Annotated in this window: 17 protein-coding genes; 13 read left to right on the top strand and 4 right to left on the bottom strand. The window is 62.5% G+C overall.

The features are described 5' to 3' along the window. The first annotated feature begins 102 nt into the window (after positions 1-102). From nadC to EAO39_RS20025, 3 genes are all read left to right on the top strand, one after another. Positions 103-975 (top strand): carboxylating nicotinate-nucleotide diphosphorylase, encoded by an 873-nt coding sequence (gene nadC / locus EAO39_RS20035; protein ID WP_120971457.1) that lies wholly within the window; start codon positions 103-105, stop codon positions 973-975. Positions 976-1,108: 133 nt separating this feature from the next. Further along, entirely contained in the window at positions 1,109-2,107 is a 999-nt protein-coding gene (locus EAO39_RS20030; protein ID WP_120971456.1) for a tripartite tricarboxylate transporter substrate binding protein, read from the top strand. Between the two features lie 444 nt (positions 2,108-2,551). After that, positions 2,552-3,961, top strand: a complete 1,410-nt coding sequence (locus EAO39_RS20025) for a carbohydrate porin (protein WP_162989661.1) — start codon at positions 2,552-2,554, stop codon at positions 3,959-3,961. Here the strand turns inward: EAO39_RS20025 and EAO39_RS20020 are convergent, their stop codons facing one another. Next, entirely contained in the window at positions 3,962-4,492 is a 531-nt protein-coding gene (locus tag EAO39_RS20020) for a YqaA family protein (RefSeq protein ID WP_205589446.1), read from the bottom strand. 244 nt (positions 4,493-4,736) lie between these two features. Between EAO39_RS20020 and EAO39_RS20015 the strand changes: the two genes are divergently transcribed. The 8 genes from EAO39_RS20015 to EAO39_RS19980 all read left to right on the top strand — a co-directional run bounded on the left by EAO39_RS20015 (position 4,737) and on the right by EAO39_RS19980 (position 12,451). After that, positions 4,737-5,411, top strand: coding sequence for a M15 family metallopeptidase (locus EAO39_RS20015; protein WP_240467143.1), 675 nt, complete (start codon positions 4,737-4,739; stop codon positions 5,409-5,411). Positions 5,412-5,556: 145 nt separating this feature from the next. Then, complete coding sequence (gene dusB / locus EAO39_RS20010; RefSeq protein WP_120971454.1) at positions 5,557-6,621, top strand: tRNA dihydrouridine synthase DusB; 1,065 nt, start codon at positions 5,557-5,559, stop codon at positions 6,619-6,621. Beyond that, on the top strand, positions 6,618-6,851 hold the full coding sequence (locus tag EAO39_RS20005) for a Fis family transcriptional regulator (protein ID WP_066477459.1): 234 nt from the start codon (positions 6,618-6,620) through the stop codon (positions 6,849-6,851). The genes dusB and EAO39_RS20005 overlap by 4 nt, the downstream gene beginning before the upstream one ends. Positions 6,852-6,958: 107 nt before the next feature. After that, the gene (gene purH / locus EAO39_RS20000; RefSeq protein WP_120971453.1) at positions 6,959-8,557 is read left to right on the top strand and encodes a bifunctional phosphoribosylaminoimidazolecarboxamide formyltransferase/IMP cyclohydrolase; all 1,599 of its coding nucleotides are present in this window, start codon (positions 6,959-6,961) and stop codon (positions 8,555-8,557) included. Positions 8,558-8,745: 188 nt separating this feature from the next. Next, positions 8,746-9,189, top strand: coding sequence for a c-type cytochrome (locus EAO39_RS19995; protein ID WP_120971452.1), 444 nt, complete (start codon positions 8,746-8,748; stop codon positions 9,187-9,189). Between the two features lie 110 nt (positions 9,190-9,299). Continuing rightward, positions 9,300-9,950, top strand: coding sequence for a hypothetical protein (locus EAO39_RS19990; RefSeq protein WP_205589445.1), 651 nt, complete (start codon positions 9,300-9,302; stop codon positions 9,948-9,950). Between the two features lie 379 nt (positions 9,951-10,329). Then, positions 10,330-11,730: an amino acid permease gene (locus EAO39_RS19985; protein ID WP_240467142.1), complete on the top strand. Its 1,401-nt coding sequence runs from the start codon at positions 10,330-10,332 to the stop codon at positions 11,728-11,730. 115 nt (positions 11,731-11,845) lie between these two features. Continuing rightward, the gene (locus tag EAO39_RS19980; protein WP_120971450.1) at positions 11,846-12,451 is read left to right on the top strand and encodes a DNA-3-methyladenine glycosylase I; all 606 of its coding nucleotides are present in this window, start codon (positions 11,846-11,848) and stop codon (positions 12,449-12,451) included. Here EAO39_RS19980 and EAO39_RS19975 read toward each other — a convergent pair whose 3' ends face one another. After that, positions 12,452-13,726 (bottom strand): Zn-dependent hydrolase, encoded by a 1,275-nt coding sequence (locus EAO39_RS19975; protein WP_120971449.1) that lies wholly within the window; start codon positions 13,724-13,726, stop codon positions 12,452-12,454. Between the two features lie 57 nt (positions 13,727-13,783). Between EAO39_RS19975 and EAO39_RS19970 the strand changes: the two genes are divergently transcribed. Further along, a complete protein-coding gene (locus EAO39_RS19970; protein ID WP_240467141.1) occupies positions 13,784-14,701 on the top strand; it encodes a LysR family transcriptional regulator in 918 nt (305 codons plus the stop codon). Between the two features lie 54 nt (positions 14,702-14,755). Here the strand turns inward: EAO39_RS19970 and hemL are convergent, their stop codons facing one another. Further along, on the bottom strand, positions 14,756-16,060 hold the full coding sequence (gene hemL, locus EAO39_RS19965; RefSeq protein WP_120971447.1) for a glutamate-1-semialdehyde 2,1-aminomutase: 1,305 nt from the start codon (positions 16,058-16,060) through the stop codon (positions 14,756-14,758). Further along, positions 16,044-17,006: a bifunctional hydroxymethylpyrimidine kinase/phosphomethylpyrimidine kinase gene (locus EAO39_RS19960; protein ID WP_120971446.1), complete on the bottom strand. Its 963-nt coding sequence runs from the start codon at positions 17,004-17,006 to the stop codon at positions 16,044-16,046. Before EAO39_RS19960 ends, hemL begins: the two co-directional genes overlap by 17 nt. Positions 17,007-17,121: 115 nt before the next feature. On the opposite strand from EAO39_RS19960, the gene EAO39_RS19955 reads away from it, so the two are divergent. After that, on the top strand, positions 17,122-17,274 hold the full coding sequence (locus EAO39_RS19955; protein WP_120971885.1) for a rubredoxin: 153 nt from the start codon (positions 17,122-17,124) through the stop codon (positions 17,272-17,274). Positions 17,275-17,306 lie beyond the last annotated feature (32 nt).

The following is a 17,306-nucleotide window of genomic DNA, read 5'->3' as shown; positions in this document are numbered from 1 at the left end:
CGAAACTGGCTTGACGGACTTAATGCTCAGGTTTAGCATAAGTTCGTTTGCGCGATGGCTTGAAAGCGAATCGCGCTTTTTATTTCTATACAAATACTCATAATGAGCATTATCGAGACTGCCGCCCTGCCTGTTCCGCCTCTGCCGGATGTGATGCTGGAGCCGCTGGTGCGCATGGCCTTGCTGGAAGACCTGGGCCGTGCCGGAGACTTGACGACGGACACCATCGTGCCCGCGGGCGCGAGCGACGAGCTGCGTCTGATGGCGCGTCAACACGGTGTGCTGGCGGGGCTGGATCTGGCGCGCCTGGCCTTTACCTTGATGGACGGCCGCATGGAGTTCCAGGTCAGCCGCCAGGACGGCACCGTGCTGGAGCCGGGCATGGAGATCGCCCGCATCCGCGGCAAGAGCCGCGCCATTCTCACGGCCGAGCGCACGGCGCTGAACTATCTGTGCCATCTGAGCGGCGTGGCCTCGGCCACGCATTCGATTGCCGAGGCCATCAAGGGTTTCGGCACGCGGGTGACCTGCACGCGCAAGACCATGCCGGGCCTGCGCTCGCTGCAAAAGTACGCCGTGCGCGTGGGCGGCGGCAGCAACCACCGCTTTGGGCTTGATGATGCCGTGCTGATCAAGGACAACCATATTGCTCTGGCCGGCGACGTGGCCACCGCCGTGGGCCGCGCCCGTGCCGGCGTGGGTCATATGGTCAAGATCGAGCTGGAGGTGGACACGCTGGCCCAGCTCGAGGTGGCGTTGCAGCTGGGTGTGGATGTGGTGCTGCTGGACAATATGAGCCTGGACGATTTGCGCACCGCCGTCGGCATGTGCAAGGGCAGGGCGATCACCGAAGCCTCGGGCCGCATCACGCCCGAAACTGCGGCTGCGGTGGCTGCGACGGGAGTGGATCAGATCGCCGTAGGCTGGTTGACCCACAGTGCGCGCGTGCTGGATATCGGACTGGATGCTGGATGAGCTCCCCCCTGAGCGGCTTTGCCGCTTCCCCCCGAGGGGACGACGCCCTCGCCGCGAGGCGGCGGGGCCGCCCAGGCTCTTGCTCGGCGTCTCTGGCGTGCGCTTTGCCTTTGCGTGTCCTGTGGTGTAGCTGATGAAGATGATTCCTAAACATCGCCGCAACTGGGCTGTGCTGACGGCCGCCGTGTTGGTGATGGCCGCCGCAGGCCTGTGGCAGGCCAGCACGGGCAAGGCTGCCATGCGGTTTGAAAAGCCCATCACCATCGTGGTGACCTTTCCGCCCGGAGGCGGTACGGATTTACTGGCCCGCAAGCTGGGGGCCGAGCTGCAGCAGCGCATAGGCCAGACGGTGGTGGTGGAAAACCGCCCCGGTGCCAGCGGCAATATCGGCGCGCGTCAGGTGGCGGAGGCGGCGGGCGACGGCAGCACGCTGCTGATGGTCAACAGCACGTTTGCCATCAACCCCGGCGTGTACCAGCATCTGGATTTCGATCCGCGCAAGGACTTCAAGCCGGTGTTCAACGCGGGCACGATTGCCTCGGTGCTGGTCGTTCCGCAGCAAAGCGAGGTGCATACGCTGGGCGATGCGCTGAAGCTTGCTTCATCTGCGGCACCTCTGGCGTTTGCCAGCTGCGGCAACGGCACGCCCCAGCATATGGCCGGCGAGATGCTGGCCCAGGCTGCGCAAGTGCGTTTGCAGCATGTTCCCTACAAGGGCTGCGGTCCGGCCATCACGGCGGTGGCTGCGGGCCAGGTAGCACTGGGCGTGGTGACCGCCAGCAGTGCAACGCCCTTGATCGAAGCTGGCCGCGTGCGTGCCATTGCCATCACCGCACCGCAGCGCGTGCCTCAGCTGGCCGACGTGCCTACGGTGGCGGAGGAAGGCGTCAAATCCTTTGCGCTAGAGCAATGGCATGGCTTGCTGGCACCGGCGACGACACCTGATGCGGTGGTGGCGCACCTGAATGAGGCGCTCAACCAGATTTTGAGTGCCCCTGAAATGCAGCAGGCGCTGACACAGCAGGGCTACACCTTGCTGAAACAGACGCCTGGGCAGTTTGCGCAGCAGATTCAAACCGATATGGATCGCTATGCCGCCGTCACCCAAAGTTTGGGACTGAAGGTGGATTGAATTACGGGTTGGGGGATATGCCGCAGCCGGGCCGCTGGAGCGGCGCGTTTACCTGAGCCTATCCTGGCGAACTGTGGTTCTTATGCCGCAAGCCACAGCAGATATTGCAGTGCAATATTCGCTGCCTATAATCCGCGCACTTTCATTTTCAAAAGGACGGCAGTGACTACTAGCCCGAGTGATAGTTGTAGGCCGGTGCCACGCATCGGTATGTCTCGGGCAGGCTGACGTCTCGGCCATGTCCAGCATTGGGTAGAGCATGTGTTCTACAGCCAGTGTGGCCGGCCTTTCCATTTTCTGTAATCACCAACGCGATGGCCGTTGCCAGCCTGCGGCAGCATGGCTGCGGCTGCGTGCATGACAGAGATGGCTTCTTTCTCCTTATCTGGTAGTTCGCTGTCTGCGCAGTCGAGGGACTGTGCACATGTGCAGCAAGGAGTGCGAATGCAACAGCAAAAAAACACATACAACAACTCTCTGAAGAATCTGCTCTGTGCAGGCGGAGTTTTCTCTTTATCTGTCGCCTGGATGGCGCCAGCCCTGGCTCAGCCAAGCGAGGCCGTCGATGCGCTCAGCGCCGCCGATAGCGTGCCGAGCACGAAGCTGGTGGAGCCAGAGCAGTGGAATGCCAAGTTTCAAGCCACTTATGTTTGGCAGCGCAAGCCGGCTTTTGATGCACCCTATACCGGGGCCAACAGCCTGGTGCCGCAAAAAGAGCGCAGCTATTCGTTTACCACCACGGCATCGATGGGCTACCGCCCCTGGGCGGGTGGCGAGGCCTATCTGGACCTGGAGGCCGCCCAAGGCGTGCCGCTTTCGGGCTTGACCGGCCTGGGTGGCTTTCCCAATGGGGAGCTGGCCCGTACCTCGGGAGCTACGCTCAAGGCCTACCGGGCGCGCGCTTTTGTACGCCAGACCTGGGGTTACGGTGGCGGCCAGGAAGCACAGGAGTCCGAGGCCGGCCAACTGGCCGGCATGGTGGACAAGCGCCGACTGGTGCTCACGGCGGGCAATCTGTCGGTGATCGATATCTTCGACGGCAATGCCTACAACCATGACCCGCGTACCCAGTTCATGAACTGGGCGCTCATGACGCACGGCGCTTATGACTATGCAGCCGATGCGCGCGGCTATACCTGGGGCGCTGTGCTGGAGTGGTATTACGACGATTGGGCCCTGCGTTTTGGCCGCTTTGTTCAGCCCAAGGAGCCCAACGGCCAGCCGCTGGATTCACGCTTTTTCAAGCATTACGGTGATCAGCTAGAGCTTGAGCATGCCCATGTGTGGGCGGGCCAGCCCGGCAAGCTGCGCGCGCTGGTGTTTCGCAACCATTCGGTGATGTCGCGCTATTCGGATGCCTTGAAATACGGGACTGCCACAGCAACGACGCCGGACCTGGACGCGGTGCGCCACGGAGTGCAGACCAAGTGGGGCTTTGGCCTGAATCTGGAGCAGGCGCTGACGAATGACGTAGGCCTGTTTGCGCGCGGCAGCTGGGCCGATGGCAAGACCGAGACCTATGCCTTCACCGAGATTGATCGTTCCCTGTCAGCCGGTCTGTTGGTGCGTGGCAGCCGCTGGGGGCGTGCGCAGGATACGGTGGGCCTGGGTCTGGTGCGCAACTATCTGTCTGCCACCCACCGCGGCTATCTGGCCGCAGGCGGCATGGGCCCGTTCATAGGCGATGGGCAGTTGCGCTACAAGCCGGAGACGATTTTCGAGAGCTTCTACAGCGTCTCCCTCGTCAAGGGCACGTTCGCCACTTTTGACTGGCAGCACATCCGCAACCCGGCATACAACGCTGCGCGCGGGCCGGTCAATGTGTTCAGCCTGCGCTTGCACACCGAGTTCTGATCAGTTGAAAAAGTGCGTGAACAGCTGCTGCAGACCGGCCGTCATCAAAAAGTAGCGCAAGAACTTGCCTATCGCCATATAGGCCACGCAAGGCCAGAAGGGCAGGCGCAGCCAGCCTGCCACGGCGCACAAGGGGTCGCCTACGATGGGCAGCCAGCTCAGCAGGCAGGTCTTGGCCCCGTATTTGCGCAGCCAGCTGCGGGCGATGCGATGCCAGCGGGACTGCTGGCGCAGGCTTTTCTGCGCCGGGGCGCCGTCTTGCTGATGGCGCAGCTTGCGGGCCTTGCTCCAGGCCCGTTGGGCACCCAGGCCCATCCACCAGCTGATGGCGCCGCCAATGGTGTTGCCCGCCGTGGCGACCAGGATGGCCGGCCAGAACAGCGCCGGGTTGGCCGAGACCAGGGCCGCCACCAGCGGCTCGGAACCCAGGGGCAGCAAGGTGGCTGAAATAAGGGCGACGATGAAGACCGTGCTCAGCCCCAGTTCGGGCAGCGACAGCCATTGCAGCAACTGATGTATCCAGACTTCCATACGGCTGTCAGTGTAGGCGGGGGGTCAATTCCCTCACGCCTGGGGGTTGGGCGGGCTGCACCTTGCTGTATCGTGTTACATCTGAATGCGTATGCTGGAAATTTTTGACAGCCAACCAAGTTAAAGCCAACAGGAGTCATCAATGGCGTTGAATGCGGGAAGGACGGGAGTGCTGGGCAAGGCGCTTGTGGCTGTTTCTGCTTTAATTTTGATAGCGGGATGTGCCCATCAGACGGCGGCTACAGTGCAAAAAAAGCCTGAGAACTCGGTTGATCTGGTGGCCCTGGCCACGCTGGCCCCGGGCGTGCGCGAGGACGTGCGCTATGTGGGGCCGCACAACTTCATGGGCCGTCCCGTGGCCGGCTACGAAGGCGCCCAGTGCTGGCTGAGCCGCCCTGCCGCGCAATCGCTGGCTGCCGTACAGAAAGAGCTGGCCGCCAGCGGGATGGCGCTCAAGGTCTATGACTGCTATCGACCGCAGAAGGCGGTCAACGACTTTGTGCGCTGGGGCAAGGACCTGGCGGATCAGAAAAACCGGGACATGTATTACCCTCGGGTGCCCAAATCCGAGCTGTTCAAGCGCGGCTATATCGCTGAAAAGTCGGGTCACAGCCGGGCCAGCACGGCAGATCTGACACTGATGGTGGTGGACGCCATGCGCGCCAGCCAGCAGGTGCGCGGCCCACTGGCCGACGGTATCGATGTGGACATGGGCACGCCGTTCGACCTGTTTGACGAGCAATCCCACACCGAGCACCGAGGGCAATCGCCCGACGTGAGGTACAACCGCCTGTGGCTGCGCAGCCTGATGCAGCGCCACGGTTGGCGCAATCTGCCCGAGGAATGGTGGCATTACACCCTGGTCAACGAACCCTATCCGGACCAGTATTTCGACCTGCCGGTTCGCAAGCTGCAGTAGGCACTGCACGGATAGTGATTCGCAGTGCAGGGGGATGCACTTCGTTGGCTGTTGCTGAAAATTTGGGCAGGTATAATTCAGCCCTCTTTTCTTGCTCCCGGCTGCGCCTTTGCTTCATGCTGCGCGCGGCCTTCGACCCCAACTCATGCCTGCACTGCACATTGGTCATATCCCATTGGCAAACCGCTTGTTTGTCGCGCCCATGGCGGGTGTGACGGACAGGCCGTTTCGCCAGTTGTGCAAGGCCTTGGGAGCGGGTTATGCGGTCAGCGAGATGGTGACATCGCGCAAAGACCTGTGGAACAGCCTGAAAACCAGCCGCCGAGCCAACCATGAAGGCGAGCCCGGCCCGATTTCCGTGCAGATCGCCGGGACCGAAGCGCAGATGATGGCCGAGGCCGCCGTCTACAACATCGAGCGCGGTGCGCAAATCATCGACATCAACATGGGCTGCCCGGCCAAGAAGGTCTGCAACAAATGGGCGGGTTCCGCCCTGATGCAGAACGAGCCTCTGGCCGTGGAGATTGCCCGCGCCGTGGTGGAGGCTGCACGCCCCTACAACGTGCCGGTGACCCTGAAGATGCGCACCGGCTGGTGCGACGAGCACAAGAATGCGGTGCTGCTGGCCCGCCAGTTCGAGGACGTGGGCATCCAGATGCTCACGGTTCACGGCCGCACCCGCGAGCAGGGCTACAAAGGCTTTGCCGAGTACGACACGATTGCGGCCGTCAAACAGGCGGTGAGCGTGCCCGTGGTGGCCAACGGCGATATCACCAGCCCCGAAAAGGCCAGGGACGTGCTGGCTTACACGGGTGCGGACGCCATCATGGTCGGCCGTGCCGCTCAGGGCAGGCCCTGGATCTTTCGCGAGATAGCCCATTTTCTGGCCACGGGCGAGCATATGGCCCCGCCGCTGGTGGCGGAGCTGCGCCGTCTGCTGCTGGAGCATTTGCAAGATCACTACAGCCTCTACGGCGAAGGCACGGGCGTACGCAGTGCGCGCAAGCACATTGCCTGGTATTTGCGCAGCCTACCGGGGGGCGAAGACTTTCGAAAACACATCAACACAATTGAGGACTGCGCGGTGCAATGGCAGGCCGTAGCCGATTTTCTGGATGCCCTGGGGCAGCAGATGGATCGGATACCGGCGGCCACGGCAGGTGTCCGACAAGACGCCGAGCTGGATGAACCCGCAGGAATAAGTGCATGAGCAACCAGAATTTAGAACAATGCGTTCGCGACAGCCTGGAGGGCTACTTTCGCGATCTGGATGGCGAGACGCCTGCCAATGTTTATGACATGGTGATCCGTCTGGTCGAAAAACCGCTGCTGGACGTGGTGATGAGCCACGCCGACAACAACCAGTCGCGTGCCGCCGAATGGCTGGGCCTGAACCGCAACACCTTGCGCAAAAAGCTGGTCGATCACCAGATGCTGTGAGCGCAAGCCCGGACCCAAGCGATACAGATACTCCCAAATTAATAGCTGCAAGCGCATTACTCACCTGCACTTGCGGCTTGTTTTATTCCAAACCTTGATTGACGCCCATGAAAGCTCTGATCTCCGTCTCTGACAAGACCGGTATCGTCGAATTTGCCCAAGCCCTGCACGCCCTAGGCGTGCAGCTGTTGTCCACCGGCGGCACGGCCAAGCTGCTGGCCGACAAGGGCCTGCCCGTGACCGAAGTGGCTGAAGTCACCAAGTTCCCCGAGATGCTGGACGGCCGCGTCAAGACCCTGCATCCCATGGTGCACGGCGGCCTGCTGGCCCGTCGCGAGCTGCCCGAGCACATGGCTGCGCTCAAGGAACACGGCATCGAGACCATCGATCTGCTGGTGGTCAACCTCTACCCCTTCGAAGCCACCGTGGCCAAGGCCGGCTGCACGCTGGCCGACGCCATCGAGAACATCGACATCGGCGGCCCTGCCATGGTGCGCTCCGCTGCCAAGAACTGGAAAGACGTGGGCGTGCTGACCGCAGCCGACCAGTACGACGCCGTGCTGGCCGAGCTGAAGTCCGCCGGCAAGCTGTCCAACAAGCTGCGTTTCGAGCTGTCGGTAGCTGCGTTCAACCGCATCAGCCAGTACGACGGCGCCATCAGCGACTACCTGTCGTCGGTCAAGTTCGAAGACGAAAAGCTGTCTGAAGAATACGTGCCTGAGCGCAATCTGTTCTCGGCCCAGGCCAACAGCCAGTTCGTCAAGATCCAGGACCTGCGCTACGGCGAAAACAGCCACCAGCAAGCGGCCTGGTACCGCGATCTGTACCCCGCTCCCGGCTCGCTGGCTACGGGTGTGCAGTTGCAAGGCAAGGAACTGAGCTACAACAATATTGCCGATGCCGATGCGGCCTGGGAATGTGTGAAGAGCTTCGATGTGCCTGCCTGCGTCATCGTCAAGCACGCCAACCCCTGCGGCGTGGCCGTGGGCTCCAACGCCTTCGAAGCCTATTCCAAGGCCTTCCAGACCGACCCCACCAGCGCTTTCGGCGGCATCATCGCCTTCAATCGCCCCGTGGACAAGGCCGCTGCCGAAGCCGTCTCCAAGCAGTTCGTCGAAGTGCTGATGGCTCCCGAGTTCAGCGCCGAAGCGCTGGAGATCTTCAAGTCCAAGGTCAATGTGCGTCTGATGACCATCGCTTTGCCTGCCGGCGGCGCAACCGACTGGGACAATGGCCGCAACGCCATCGAATCCAAGCGCATCGGTTCGGGCCTGCTGTTGCAGACTTCCGATAACCATGAGCTGACTCTGGCGGACCTGAAGGTGGTGACCGTCAAGCAACCCACCCCGGAAGAACTGCAAGACCTGCTGTTTGCCTGGAACGTGGCCAAGTTCGTCAAGTCCAACGCCATCGTGTTCTGCAAGAACGGCATGACCATGGGCGTGGGCGCCGGTCAGATGTCGCGTCTGGACTCGGCCCGCATTGCCTCCATCAAGGCTGAAGCGGCCAAGCTGTCGCTGCAGAACACCGTCGTGGCGTCGGATGCCTTCTTCCCCTTCCGCGACGGTCTGGATGTGGTGGTCGACGCTGGCGCAACCTGCGTGGCCCAGCCCGGCGGCTCCATGCGCGATCAGGAAGTGATCGATGCGGCGAACGAGCGTGGCGTGGCCATGGTGTTCACCGGTGTGCGCCATTTCCGCCACTGATCTTAGCTGCGGCGAATACAGGTCTTCATACTTCGTTGCGCAGTCTCGCCGTAGCGCTGCTACTGCCTTCGACTGCGACGCCTCGTCTGAATCGCGAATCTGAAGATTCGCGGACCTGTATTCACCGCTAAAGACAGCGTTTTTCGGCCCGCCTTGGCGGGCCGAGCTACAACTGCGAGTGATATGCAATGACTGATCCCATCGACGACGAAGAAAACTACCCGCCCAAACCGCGCTGGATTGGCTGGCTGATCGGGCTGGTCATGCTGGCCGCGGCGCTGGGTGTGGCAAATATCGGCTGGCGCATCATGCGGGTCAGCATGGCCGAGCAGGCGGCGGACGCGCTGGTGCAGAGCCATCCTGAGCTGGCTGCTGGCAAGAAGCTGGTGGAACAGTCCGACTGCATGCGTTGCCATGGCTGGGATCGCAAGTTTGTGGGCCCGGCTTTTGTGAGCATTGCCGAAAAATACCGTGATCGCGCGGATGCCGAGACCTATCTGGCCGACAAGATTCGCGGCGGCAGCGTGGGCGTCTGGGGCAATGTCATCATGCCGCGCCACCCGCAGATCAGCGAAGAGCAGTCTTTGCTGATGGCGCGCTGGTTGCTGCTGGTAGAGCCTGCCGCCAAATAGTGCGATTTGCTGCGCTTCACTGGAAGACCCAAGGCCTGTAGCGCATTGCTGCAGGCCTTTTTTACGGGGAGCCTGCACGGCTGGCGGGCCGTGTTTGCATAATGGCCCCGATGCTCCCGTCCCCGCCTTTTTCCAAATCTTCGCCTGCGGCCAAAGGCCGTGGCCTGCTGTTCTGGGCGATCTGCACCATGGTGGTGTTCTACGCCATCTATCCGGCCAGCAACTGGCTGGCATCGCGGCAGCTGTTGCGGCATGACTTCATCACTCCCTGGGATGGGCTGATTCCGCTGGTGCCGGAGTTCATCTGGGTCTACTTTTCCTTTTTCATCTTCATTCTTTTGCCCATCTGGCTGGTCGATGCCCGGGATGTGGATGCTTTGGGCAAGCGCCAGGTCACGGCGACGGTGATTTGCGGCCTGGTGTTCGCTCTGTTTCCGGCCAATCTGGCTTTTGACCGGGTGGTGCCCGATGCCGAGCCTTACCGCAGCATCTTCACGCTGATGTTCGCGGTGGACAAGCCGCACAATCTTCTGCCCTCTTTGCACATCGTCTATACCGTGGCCACGGGCCTGGCCATGGTGCGCACCCAGTGGGCACGCGGCCGCCACGGCTTGTGTGCTTTTTTGCTGGTCTGGGGGCTGGCGATCTGCGCTTCCACCCTGCTGGTGCATCAGCACCATATTCTCGATGTGCTCACGGCCATGCTGCTGGTTGCCTTGCTGCAGTGGCTGATACCGGGCCCCAGACCGGCGGGCCGCTGATTCCCCCGCAGCGCTGCCGACTATTGGGGAAATTCAGCGTTTCCTGCATCAGTGGCCGCTTACTCGCAGTTCAGCAGCGCAGCAAAGGCTGTGTGAGCAGTCTTCTTCAGGCATGGGGCCTACCTAGCTTGTTCACGAAGCTGCTGCACTCCGGAATGCACAAAACATGCGGCTATGGCGGGAAAGCCGCAGATAAGCTGCAAGCCGCCGGTGGAAACCCTAGGATTCATTTTTGACAAAACTTTCGGGGCAAGTGGCGGCCGCAGGCGGCTGCTGCAGCGCCCCGTCAACCTGCATGCAGTGGCTTAAAACGAAAACAATTGAACAGGCTCTGGCCGATTCCGATGAGCCGGGACGACAACTCGAACGCAGTTTGGGCGTGTTTGATCTGATGATCCTCGGCGTGGCCGTGGCCGTGGGGGCGGGCATCTTCTCGGTGGGAGCGCGCGCGGCGGGCAGCTTTGCCGGACCGGCGGTGATCTTCTCCTTCATCCTGGCTGCTGCCGCCTGTGCCGTGGCCACCATGTGCTATGCGGAGTTCGCCTCCAGCGTGCCGGTCACCGGCAGCGCCTACACCTATACCTATCTGACGCTGGGCGAGGGCCTGGCCTGGATCATTGGCTGGAATCTGCTGCTGGAGATGATCTCTGCCGGTGCCGTGATCGCCAAGTATTGGGGCATTTATCTGTCCACCATTTTCTCCACCGCCGGCCTTGATGTGCCCAGCACCATTTATCTGGGGCCGGTGGCCATGGAATGGGGGCCGTTCGTCATCGTGGCCGTTTTCACCGCGCTGCTGATGCGCGGCACCAAGGCCTCGGCCCAGGTCAACAATGTGTTCACGCTGATCAAGATCGCCATCACGCTGTTTGTGATCGTGGTCGGCTTCACCTATATGGACGTGAAGAACTTCACACCGTTTGTGCCGCCGGCCCAGCCTCCCGTCATCGGCCATGGCGTGACGGGCGACGTCTGGGGTCAGCCCATGCTGGCCTGGCTGTTTGGCGCGCAACCCAGCCAGTACGGTTGGCTGGGCGTGATCTCCGGCGCCTCTTTGGTGTTCTTTGCCTTTATCGGTTTCGATGTGGTCGCCACCTCGGCCGAAGAAGTCAAGGAGCCGCAAAAGACCTTGCCGCGCGGCATTTTCGGCGGTCTGGCTCTGGTGACCTTGCTCTACATCCTGGTCACGCTGGCGCTGACGGGCATGGTGCCCTATAGCGAACTGGCCAAGGCCGAGAACCCCTCGCTGGCCACCGCTTTCATCAGCGTGGGTGCCAACTGGGCCGCACAGGTGATTGCCGTGGGCGTGCTGATGGGCCTGACTACCGTGGTCATGGTGCTGCTGATGGGCTCGGCCCGCGTGCTGCTGGCCTTGTGCCGCGACGGCCTGCTGCCGCGCAGCTGGAGTGTGACCTCGGCCACGCGCAAGACGCCGGTGCGCCTGCAGCTGCTGGTGGGCGTGGTGATTGCCGTGCTGGCAGGCTTTACCAAGGTGGAGCTGCTGGAGGAGATGATCAATATCGGCACGCTGTCTGCCTTTGTGCTGGTGAGCATTGGCATCCTGGTGCTGCGCAAAAAACGCCCCGATCTGCAAAGTGGCTACCGCGTGCCCCTGGTGCCCTTGGTGCCGGTGGCCTCGGCCCTGCTGTGCACCTATCTGATGCTGAATCTGACCACGCTGACCTGGCTGCGCTTCATGGGCTGGATGGCCATAGGCGTGCTGATCTATCTGGCCTACGGCATGCGCCACTCGCGTCTGGCGCATTCCGACAAGCGATAAACGATTCCAAGTGATTTATGCCTGAAGCCCAATGAATTCAGGCACTATCAGCTATCAAATCAAAAGCCCTGCAGATGCTGTTCTGCGGGGCTTTTTGTTTGGCTAAAGTGCACCCATGTCTCACACACTTCCTTCTGCAGACGGGCAGGACCGTTGCTTCTGGTGCCATGGCTCGCCCTTGTATGTGCACTACCACGACCATGAATGGGGTTTTCCGGTGACGGAGGACAGACGGCTGTTTGAAAAGCTCAGCCTCGAAGGTTTTCAGGCGGGCTTGAGCTGGTACACGATTTTGGCCAAGCGCGAGAACTTTCGTGCCAGCTTTGCCAACTTCGACTTTCATCAAGTCGCCCAATTCGGCCCGGCCGATGTGGAGCGTCTGGTGCTGGATGCCGGCATCGTGCGCCATCGCGGCAAGATCGAGGCCGTGATCCACAATGCCCAGCGCGCTATCGAAATGGTGGACAAAGAGGGCTCGCTAGCCGCCTTCTTCTGGCGCCACCAGCCAGCCGCACCATCGACGGGTGCCGAAGTGCCGGCGCAGACGCTCGAGTCGCAGGCCCTGTCCAAGGAGCTCAAAAAGCGCGGCTGGAAGTTTGTAGGGCCGACCACGGTATATGCCTTCATGCAGGCCATGGGCATGGTCAACGACCACGCCCCGGGCTGCGTGACGCGCGCCCAGGTGGAGCAGGCGCGCAAGACCTTCCTGCGGCCGCAGTGACTAGCCCGGCTGGCGGTCCAGCTCCAGCAGCGTGGCGGCCAGCACCTGGGTGCCGGCCAGTACCTGCTCGGGTGAGGCCCATTCCACGGCGCTGTGGCTGCGCCCTTCCAGGCAGGGGATGAAGATCATGCCCGAGGGGCCGGTGTGCGCGATATACATGGCGTCGTGGCCGGCGCCGCTGGGCATGCGGCGGCAGCCCACACCCAGGCGCTGAGCGGCGCGTTCCACGGCGGCTGTGACCAGGGGCGCGCAGGGCACGGGATCCACATGGGTGCGCGGCTCCACGCGCCACTGCACGCCCAGGCGCTTAATGGCCGGGCTGCAGCGCTGCTCCAGCACCTCCCAGAATTCCTTCAGCACGGGCGCGTGGTTGCTGCGCACTTCCAGCGTCAGATCCACCTGACCGGGCACGGTATTGCTGGCATTGGGCGAGACCGCCATGCGCCCCACCGTGGCCACCACATAGTGGGGCGTGGTACGGCTCCACTGGCGGGCCAGGCGCTGGGCCTGGCGGATCACGCAGGCGGCGGCCACCAGGGCGTCGCTGCGTTCGTCCATGGGCGTGGTGCCCGCGTGGTCGGGTCGGCCTTCGAAGAACAGCTGGGCCCGGCGTATGCCCACGATGTCGGTGACTGCGCCTATGGCCAGGCCTTCGCGCTCCAGCATGGGGCCTTGCTCTATGTGCAGCTCCACAAAGGCGGCGAAACCGTCGTGGCGGCGGTCGGCTTCGGCCAGAGCTTCAGGGCGTGCACCCAGGCGCTGCAGGGCCTGGCCCAGGGTATCGCCCTGGCCGTCGCTGGCGGCCAGCATGTCGGCGCTGAGCTGGCCGGCCATGGCGCGGCTGCCCACGCAGGAGATGCCGTAGTCGCTGGGTTCCTCGCAGAGAAAGTCTATGACTTCGAACGGGTGCTCCAGCGTGATGTTGGCGTCGTTCAGCGCGTGCGCCACTTCCAGTCCGGCCAGCACGCCGAGGATGCCGTCGAAGCGGCCGCCGGCATTCACGGTGTCGGTGTGCGAGCCCGTGGCCAAGGGCTTGAGATCATCGCGCCGGCCTGGGCGACGGCCGATCAGATTGCCGGCTGCGTCCAGGCGCACCTGCAGGCCGGCGGCTTCAAAGGCCTCGCGCAGCCAGGCCCGTGCGGCGGTGTACTCGGGGCTGAAGGCGCGGCGCGTCCAGGCGATGTCGGCTCGGGTAAAGGTGGAGAGTTCTTCCAGGCGGCGCCACAGGCGCGCGCCGTCAATGGGAGGGAGCTCGGAGTGTTCGGCAGTATTCATGGCCTAATCTTCGCCTGTGTATCACCACAAGAGAATCTTTGACTGCTTATGCAAAGCATGAGTGAAACTTTGGCCAACGCCCCCAGCCTGGGCTTGTTGCGCAGCTTTTGCCTGATCGTGCAGGAAGGCAGCTTTTCGCAGGCTGCCGAGCTGATGGAGTTGTCCCAGCCTGCGGTCAGCCTGCAGCTGCGCCAGTTGGAGCGCCAGCTGGGCACGCGGCTGATCGAGCGCGTGGGGCGCCGTGCCGTGCCTACCGCCGCCGGCCGGGCTCTGCTGGAACAGTTGCCGGCGGTGACTCTGGCACTGGAAGGGCTGGAGCAGGCGCTGGGCGAGCATGTGCGTGACGTCAGCGGTCAGGTGCGCATAGGCACGGGTCTGACAGTCTGTCTGTATCTGCTGCCGGCGGCGCTGCGCCAACTGCGCGCCCAGTATCCGGGCATCGATATCGTGGTGGTGACGGGCAATACCGAGGAATGCGTGCGCCGGGTGGAAGACAACAGCCTGGATCTGGCGCTGGTGACCTTGCCGGTGAACCGGCGTGCTTTGCTGGCCACGCCGGTGCTGCGCGATGAGCTGGTGGCCGTGGGGCAGCCGGGCTTGCTGGGCTCAGGTGCTGCGGTGACGGCTGCCCAGCTGCGCCCGTTGCCGCAGCTGGCGCTGCAGAAATCCGCCAGCACCCGCGGCGTGGTCGATGCCTGGTTGCGTAGCGGTGGCGAGGCGCCGCGCCTGCAGATGGAGCTGGACAGCGTGGAAGCGCTCAAGGAAATGGCCGCCATCGGCCTGGGCTATGCGGTGCTGCCGCGCATGGCCATGCAGGGGCGCGGTGCACGCGAGGATCTGGAGCTACGCTCCCTGGCCCCGCGACTGGAGCGCACCCTGGCCATGGTTCTGCGCAAGGACAAGCCCTTGAGTCGGGCTTTGTCCGTGGTTTGCCAGAGCATCCAGTCACATGGCGCAGCCTGGGAGCAGCAGTGACGCTGCAAGCAAAACGCCGGGGAGTTCCCGGCGTTTTGAACAGAGCTCAGGGGCTCAAAGTGTCTTGAACACTTCGCGCGCCGCCTCGATGGTGCGGTCTATATCGTCGTCCGTATGGGCGGCGCTGACAAAACCGGCTTCGTACAGTGCGGGCGCAAAGTAATGGCCGCGCTCCAGCATGCCGTGGAAGAATTGGTTGAAGACCTTGCCGTCGGTCTTCATGACTTCGGCATAGGTGCTGGGCAGCTGGGGCAGGAAATAAAAGCCGAACAGGCCGCCTTGCCAGTCCACGCTGAAGGGCACGCCGGCAGCATTGGCTTCGGACTTGAGGCCTTGCATCAGATGGCCGGTCTTCAGGTGCAGATCGGTGTGAAAGCCAGGGCGGCTGATCAGCTCCAGCGTCTTCAGGCCGCAGGCCGTGGCAATCGGGTTGCCCGACAGCGTGCCAGCCTGATAGACCGGGCCCAGTGGCGAGAGCTTTTCCATGATCTCGCGGCGGGCGCCAAAGGCTGCCATGGGCATGCCGCCGCCAATCACCTTGCCCATGACCGTGATGTCGGGGGCAAAGCCGGCGATTTCCTTGGCGTACACGCTTTGCGCGCCGCCCAGGGCCACGCGGAAACCCGTCATCACCTCGTCGTAAATCATCAGCGCGCCATGCTCACGGGTCAGCTCGCGGATGCGGCGGGTGAATTCCACCGAAGCGCGCACAAAGTTCATATTGCCGGCAATCGGCTCCATGATCACGCAGGCAATGGAATTGCCGATCTTGGCAAAAGCTTCTTCGAGCTGGGCGACGTCGTTGTACTCCAGCACGATGGTGTCCTTGGCCACATCGGAGGGCACGCCTGCCGACGAAGAAGCGCCAAAGGTGGCTAGGCCCGAGCCGGCCTTGACCAGCAGCGCATCGGCATGGCCGTGGTAGCAGCCGTTGAACTTGATGATGGTATTGCGGCCCGTGAAGCCGCGTGCCAGGCGCAGGGCGCTCATGCCGGCTTCGGTGCCCGAGCTGACCATGCGCACCATGTCCATGGAGGGCATGAGCTCGCGGATTTTTTCGGCCAGCACCACTTCACGCTCGGTAGGCGCGCCGTAGCTGAAGCCTTCGAGTACGGCTTTTTGCACGGCTTCCACCACTTCGGGGTGGCCATGGCCCAGGATCATGGGGCCCCAGCTGCCGATGTAGTCGGTGAATTGCTGCTGGTTCTGGTCCCAGAAATAGGCACCTTGGGCGCGCTGCACAAAGCGGGGTGTGCCGCCCACGGCCGCGAAAGCGCGTACGGGAGAGTTCACGCCGCCAGGAATTACCTGCTTGGCGCGTTCGAACAGGGCAATATTCAGATCAGTGTTTTGTGTCATGAGAGGGCATCACAAAGCCTTCGATGGGCTTGGTGGCAGATTCGTTATCGGTGCCGCCGGCGGCCTCGGCGTCTTCATCGTCTTCGTCGGGCTGGGCCCAGAACAGGCGATCGGGAATGTAGTGGCCCATGCCGGGTCTGAAGCCTGCATCCAGACTGTGGTCCAGGTACTCCAGCGCTTCCAGCGTGGCCACGCCCAGATCGTTGCCGGTCGCAATCAAGGCGGTAAGGGCCGCCGACAGCGTATCACCGGCACCGGTGAACGTGGCTTCGAACATTTCGTATTTGCTGTTGCCCAGAACGGCCTGGGCAGTACTCAGGATGTTGTCGACGAACTGGTCGGGCAGGGGTATGCCCGTGACCAGGACGTAAGGCACTTCCAGTGCTTCAGCGGCCATGGCAATGTCGCGCGCCGTGGGCGAGCGGCTGTTGCTCCAGTCGGGCAGCAGCCAGCGCCAAAGGGTGTTGTGGTTTCCAACCAACACCGAGGTTTGAGGCAGGACAAGTTCCTTGAATGCATCCAGGTACTGGTCTAGCTTGTCTTCCTCCCACCAGGACAGATCGGGCATGTAGCTGACGATGGGAATTTCCGGGTAGTCCGAGGAAATTTCGGCAATGGCGGCCAGATTGCCCGGGCTGCCCACAAAGCCGACCTTGATGGCTGCGACCGGAATGTCTTCCAGCACGGCACGGGCCTGCTCGGTGACGGCCTCGTCATCCAGGGGGAAGTATTCATACACCCGGGCGGTGTCGCGCGCATAAGCACCTGTTACCACGGGTAGTGGGTGCCCACCTACGCAGGAGATGGTGGAGATGTCCGCAGACAGGCCGCCAGCACCGCTGGGGTCGCTGCTGTTGAAAACCAGCACGCAGATAGGACTCGCTTCGGTTTCTGCGGTGTCCGAAGTGGAAGAGGGGGTAGGTGTTTGGGGGGTGTTCAGTGCCATGGCTCACCCCAGTGTGCACCCGGGATAGCAAGGGTGAAGGCCGGGGTTATGACTAGATACAATCGTTGCATTCTATGTGAAGGCCCTATAAGCTGTGACCGACCCTAAAACTTGGATGTGTTTGATCTGTGGATGGCTTTATGACGAGGCGCAAGGCTGCCCCGAACATGGCATCCCGCCGAATACGCGTTGGGAAGACGTGCCCATGAACTGGACATGCCCTGAGTGCAGCGCCAGAAAAGAAGATTTTGAGATGGTGGAAATCTGAGTGCTTTTGCCGCTCGATATTCCAAGGCCTAA

The sequence above is a fragment of the Comamonas sp. lk genome, from assembly GCF_900564145.1.
Taxonomy (GTDB): domain Bacteria; phylum Pseudomonadota; class Gammaproteobacteria; order Burkholderiales; family Burkholderiaceae_C; genus Comamonas.
The sequence above is the reverse complement of the archived record's forward strand: the minus strand, read 5'-3'. Positions and strand labels throughout refer to the sequence as shown.

Excerpts from the sequence above, each read along its gene's own strand:
- nadC (WP_120971457.1), top strand. The coding sequence starts at position 103 with ATGAGCATTATCGAGACTGCCGCCCTGCCTGTTCCGCCTCTGCCGGAT.
- EAO39_RS20030 (WP_120971456.1), top strand. The coding sequence starts at position 1,109 with ATGAAGATGATTCCTAAACATCGCCGCAACTGGGCTGTGCTGACGGCC.
- EAO39_RS20025 (WP_162989661.1), top strand. The coding sequence starts at position 2,552 with ATGCAACAGCAAAAAAACACATACAACAACTCTCTGAAGAATCTGCTC.
- EAO39_RS20020 (WP_205589446.1), bottom strand. The coding sequence starts at position 4,492 with ATGGAAGTCTGGATACATCAGTTGCTGCAATGGCTGTCGCTGCCCGAA.
- dusB (WP_120971454.1), top strand. The coding sequence starts at position 5,557 with ATGCCTGCACTGCACATTGGTCATATCCCATTGGCAAACCGCTTGTTT.
- EAO39_RS20005 (WP_066477459.1), top strand. The coding sequence starts at position 6,618 with ATGAGCAACCAGAATTTAGAACAATGCGTTCGCGACAGCCTGGAGGGC.
- purH (WP_120971453.1), top strand. The coding sequence starts at position 6,959 with ATGAAAGCTCTGATCTCCGTCTCTGACAAGACCGGTATCGTCGAATTT.
- EAO39_RS19995 (WP_120971452.1), top strand. The coding sequence starts at position 8,746 with ATGACTGATCCCATCGACGACGAAGAAAACTACCCGCCCAAACCGCGC.
- EAO39_RS19990 (WP_205589445.1), top strand. The coding sequence starts at position 9,300 with ATGCTCCCGTCCCCGCCTTTTTCCAAATCTTCGCCTGCGGCCAAAGGC.
- EAO39_RS19980 (WP_120971450.1), top strand. The coding sequence starts at position 11,846 with ATGTCTCACACACTTCCTTCTGCAGACGGGCAGGACCGTTGCTTCTGG.
- EAO39_RS19975 (WP_120971449.1), bottom strand. The coding sequence starts at position 13,726 with ATGAATACTGCCGAACACTCCGAGCTCCCTCCCATTGACGGCGCGCGC.
- EAO39_RS19970 (WP_240467141.1), top strand. The coding sequence starts at position 13,784 with ATGAGTGAAACTTTGGCCAACGCCCCCAGCCTGGGCTTGTTGCGCAGC.
- hemL (WP_120971447.1), bottom strand. The coding sequence starts at position 16,060 with ATGACACAAAACACTGATCTGAATATTGCCCTGTTCGAACGCGCCAAG.
- EAO39_RS19960 (WP_120971446.1), bottom strand. The coding sequence starts at position 17,006 with ATGGCACTGAACACCCCCCAAACACCTACCCCCTCTTCCACTTCGGAC.
- EAO39_RS19955 (WP_120971885.1), top strand. The coding sequence starts at position 17,122 with ATGTGTTTGATCTGTGGATGGCTTTATGACGAGGCGCAAGGCTGCCCC.